Below are 5,238 nucleotides of genomic sequence, written 5' to 3' on the forward strand. Positions count from 1 at the left end.
AAGTCTTTTAATTGTATAACATTCACTGCATCTGCATCTTCACTACCAGCCGCTACACCTGTAATTTGTCGTGTTTTGCCACCATCAACATCACCAACACTAACAGCACCTGACGTAGATTTCCAATAAGATACCTCATTTTTTGCAGGTCCCTGCAGCATAGAAGTATAACCCGGAACACCAGCAGCCCTATTGGCTACAGAATTGCTTCCTATAGCAACACCCCCTACTACCTTCACTTGCGATTTAAAGCCTAAAGCTGTACCGCTGTCCACCTCCACCCGTACAAAACGACCAACAGCAACCGCATCATTCTTTAGTGCCACTATATCTGCACCAACAGCAACGGATCCACCTCTATGGATCTCAGATTTAGAACCTATGATAACAGATGCCGCTAGCTTTTTATCTCCTTCAGCTAATACCGCCTTCGCTTTATAACCAATAACAACACTGTCCACGGTTTTCGCATCAATATCTTCACCAAAGATGACATTACTTCCCGATACATCACGTTGCATTCCCTCTGTTGAACCACTCCGTAAGATATTAGACACATTAATAATATCTGTATTTTCATCATCCTGTGCAAGCTGTTGGTTTAAAGAGCTATCAACCACAAATGACCGTGGACTGACGAGAGACTTTTTATATTGCCCTCCTGCATCTAGGGTTCTTGCCAATACATTTTTGCTATCCGCCATCAAAACATTCACGACAGGACTATAATCACTTACACCAGAGAGGGTTTTAGTTAAAAAATTTGCATAGTCATCGACAGCATTAATCTTTTCTAATCCCGCTTGATTGAGTGCTGTTAAATAATTGTCTTTTGAAACAGAAGAAGTATTCAAACCAGCAACAGAGATAATGCTTTGCGGATAAGAGACACCAGCACTGTTAACACCTTCGAGAAAGGTGTTTCTAAAATCAGGATTTGCTGAAAAAACAGGTGTAACATTCGATAAAAATGTAGCCGCTGTAGCCAATGAAAGAACTTTAACAAAAGAAAAACGAGAAAATTTTAAATCGCTCCCTACTAATTTTGTATATAATTTTTTCATAATGAACTCCCCAATGAAAAAATAACTATAACCACAAAAAAACACATTTAAACGCTACAAAGTTCTCTGAAATTGGTTTTTCTAAATATATTCAAAAGCTTAAGGACTGATTGAAAAGATAGAGAAGTTGATGTTTTGTAGTTAACGTGCTTTGTTCTCTTACCTTTCCTAAAAAGGTAAGTTTTCTTGTGGTGGTTGGTTTTTTTAATCTTTAAACCTGTTGGTTGTTTTTTGCAAGGGGTAGAATTGGTTTAGTATATTGTTTTTATAACTTCCTCCAGTAAAATTGAAATACATTTAAATATATACCTTTGTATTACTAGAAAGTTTTTTAATAGATTTTTAGAGAGTGGAAGATTTTTTAGATTTAAAAGTTAAAGCAGAAAATAATGGACTTATAATTTATGAAAAAACTCATTATCTTATTTTGAAATAAGAAGTTCATTTTGTTGAAATCGTCCGGTTTTTCTGTTTTTTAAACCTGTATTTATCGTTATAGCGCTTATCAATTTATATATATATGTATTTTTACATACGTAACAACAATTCACCCCTGCCTCATGAGACAGGGGTGAAAGGAATTTTTTATGTATTTTGTTTATTATCAATTCAATGTCATATTGAATCCCGCACCTACACCCCAGTGACCTCCAGAAGTTGTTGCGGATATGTTAGAGCGGTATTTTCCATTTTCTGAGGTGTAACCTGCACCAAAGGCAAATGCAGACTGACTACGCCATAAACCAGTACCAAATCCAACGCTTAATTTTCCAGGTGTATCATTGTAGCGTAAGTTAGACACCGCAAGACCAATAGCCGCTGCTTGTCTTGCCTCTTTTTTCACACTCTCAATACTATAGTTTAAAACATCAAACTTCATATCTGTATATTGCTTAGCCCGATCAACAGCATCATCAATCGCATCAATCACAATATTATTAACCCGTTGATCTGTATACTGCTTGGATTCATCAAGAATAATCTTCATCTGTTCTTTAGTATAATCATGAAGTTGACCACCATTTACAGCCTCTTTCGAACCTTTTTCAATTTTACCATCAGCTACATTATCAATCAGAACAGGTTCACTGGCATCCCCCCCCGCTAATGTGATTTTATTGGTTTTTTTGCCGTTTTCATCTCTATCATAACGAACAGCACCCTCTTCAATGTCGTCAACTCTATTATTGATGTTATCAACTTTGGCATCAATATTGAGAACGGTATCACCAATATCAGCAATCGTATTGGAAATGTTATCAACTCTGTTGGTAAGATGCTTAACATCTTTTTCAACACCAGTAATACGTTCATTGGTTTCCCAAAGTTGTCCACCATTAACCGCATCTTTCGAACCTTTTTCAACTTTACCATCAGCTACATTGATAATTTTATTCGGCTTTCCATCGCGACCGGCATCATAGGCTTTTTCTTTATCATTCCACTTTAAAACATCTGAATCGACCTTGTTGATAACATCATTAATACGGTTATTTATGTTTACCATACCGCCATTAACACCACCAATCGCCTCAGCAACATTATGGTGCTCTTTCTCAACAGTCGTACCATCAGCATTGACTTGAACAATCTTAAAAGTAGGATCTGTCCATTTGCCATTCTCATATTTGGCACCGCCACCGAAATAATTCGCAAGTTGGTTATTCATGGAATAAAGTTGGTTGCCCGTAATGGCATCTGTTGAACCTTGAGCAATCTCACCATCTAAAAGATACTTCAATTTGCTGTTTGTTTTCTGCCCATCTTTTTCATGACGTGCAACAAATGCTTCTTCTTCATCATCCCACAGTAAAGCATCTTTAGAGAAATTTTCAATTTTCTGATTAAACTCATTGGATACATTCGTTAAGCGTTGATTCACATCTTGAACATTATTATCAAGACCTGTTAAAGCATCACCAACATTGTAAAAATTAGCCTTCCCTACTTCACCACCTACAATAGCGGATAAAGTATATTTCAGCCCTTCAAAAGCACCGTTAATGAACTTTGCACCACCGCCAAAAAACTTTGCAATATCTGCTGATATTTTATTAATCTGACTACCATTGATTGCATCGTTGGAATTTTCAGAAATGCTACCATCTTTCACGTTACGAAGAGCCACTGGTCCGTTGTTCTTATCGCCGCCCAAAGTTACACTACCATAATTAACACTATTATCGTCATTCTTATCATAGAGAACCGCAGCAGCAGTTACTGTCTCAATATCTTTCGTAATATCCTTTATGCTTTTATCAAGTTGGTCTTTGTTAACAGCTTCATCCCCCTTCTCTGCTGCCTTAACACCAGAAATGGAACGTGCTACCTTAGCATATCCTGCAATATTGATTTCAGTACCAGCTGTTTTCGCACCAATGGTAATAATACCCGATGCACCTCCTTCTTGCTGAACTAAACTATTTTTTTCCAAATCAGAAATTTTATTATCAATCTTATTGATAGAAACATTCACACCAGTAAATGCATCTGTAACATTATTATATGCCTTATCCTGAATAAGGAAAGATGGTTCTATACCATTCAATACATCTGTACTACCACCAAAATATTTCGATGTATTTTGAGCAACCTTGAAGAACTGTGAACCATTTACTGCTTCTTTTGATGCTTGAGAGATTTCTCCATCTTTTATACCGGAAAGTGTTCTCTCTTGATTATCTTTATTTGCAATACTTATTTTTGTACCATCGGTTTCTTTACCAACAGTAATAAGACCGTCTTCTCCCTCCTGCTTCACAAGGCTATTTTTTGTTATATCAGAGATTTGATTGTGAATATTTGTGAAAGTATTGTTCACACCTTCAAAAGCATCAGCAACGTTTTGATAAGGCTTCTTAGAGACAGCACCATTATCGCCGATATGATAAACTCGGAAAGTAGGAGAATGCCATTCTCCATTTTTATCATATCCTGCTCCACCACCAAAATATTTAGCAACATCATTAAACCCACTGATCAAATTTTGATTAACAATCCTGATATTTGTATCAAGCCCTGACAAAGCCGATCCAACATCATTATGTTCTTTCTGTTTTACTGTACCATCTGCTTCAATAGTAGTTAAATTATATCTCGGTTTTCTAAAGACTCCATTCTCGAATGAGGTCCCACCACCAAAAAATTCAGCAACATTTTGGGATATTTTATTAATCTGGCTACCATTAATTGCATCATGCGATTGATCGGAAATCTCTCCATCTTTGACGTTATGAAGAGCAACTTGCCCGTTAACCTTATTATCTCCTAAAGTTACACTCTCATAATTGACAGTGCTATCATCATTTTTATCGTAAAAAACCGCAGAGGCACTTATATTCTCAATATTGTTGTTAATCTTTCCTATGCTTTCATCGAGTTGTTTTTTATTAACTGCTTCATCATCGTTCTCTGCAGCTTTCACGCCCGCGATAGTCCGAGCTCCTCCACTGCCTGTAATATCAATTTTCGTTCCACCTTTTTCCTTACCAATGGTGATATCCCCTTCATTTTCCTCTTGCTTGACAAGGCTATTTTTTGTCGCATTCGTAATCTGATTAGAAATCTCCGTGATAGAATTATTGACAGAACTAAAAGCAGAACTAACATCATTATGTGTAGTGCCCTGAATCGTATAGGTTGGCGCTTTACCGTTAGCTATATCTGTATCACCACCAAAATACTTCGATATATTTGTACTTATACCGTCAAAGCCATTACCCAACTTACTAATCTTTTGGTTAGTTTCATAGAGCTGCGAACCATTTACTGCATCCGTTGAATCTTCAGAAATGTCTCCATTCAAAAGAGAGGTAAGCTTGCTGTTTGTCTTCTGTCCTTCTCCGTGGAGAGCAACAAATGCCTGCTCATCATTACTCCACAACAAAGCGTCCCCTTTGACTTCTTGTGTAATATTCGTGATTTTTTCATTGACATCTTTTACTACATTCGTCAGATGCGTATTCACACTCTTCACATTTGCATCAAGACCACTCAAAGCTGAGCCAACGTCATGATAATTGGCTTTTGCCACCTGACCATCTTCAACAATAACAGATAAACTATAGTTTGGTCCTTTAAAAGCACCATTTTCGAACGAGGCACCACCACCAAAATAATTTGCTATATCTCCAGATATTTTATTAATTTGGTTCCCATTGATTGCATCATGCGA

The 5,238-nt window shown here is 36.9% G+C and carries 1 protein-coding gene and 1 pseudogene; both read right to left on the reverse strand.

All coding sequences use genetic code 11. The annotated features are described in order from the left end of the window. Positions 1-1,064, reverse strand: a pseudogene (locus ACFIK1_RS07190) (hypothetical protein); the annotation flags it as partial. Positions 1,065-1,668: 604 nt separating this feature from the next. Further along, the coding region (locus tag ACFIK1_RS07195) for a Vomp family autotransporter (RefSeq protein ID WP_375662456.1) at positions 1,669-5,238 on the reverse strand (3,570 nt) is incomplete at its 5' end.

Source organism: Bartonella sp. OC16QHHD (genome assembly GCF_042194035.1).
In the GTDB taxonomy this organism is placed as follows: Bacteria; Pseudomonadota; Alphaproteobacteria; order Rhizobiales; family Rhizobiaceae; genus Bartonella.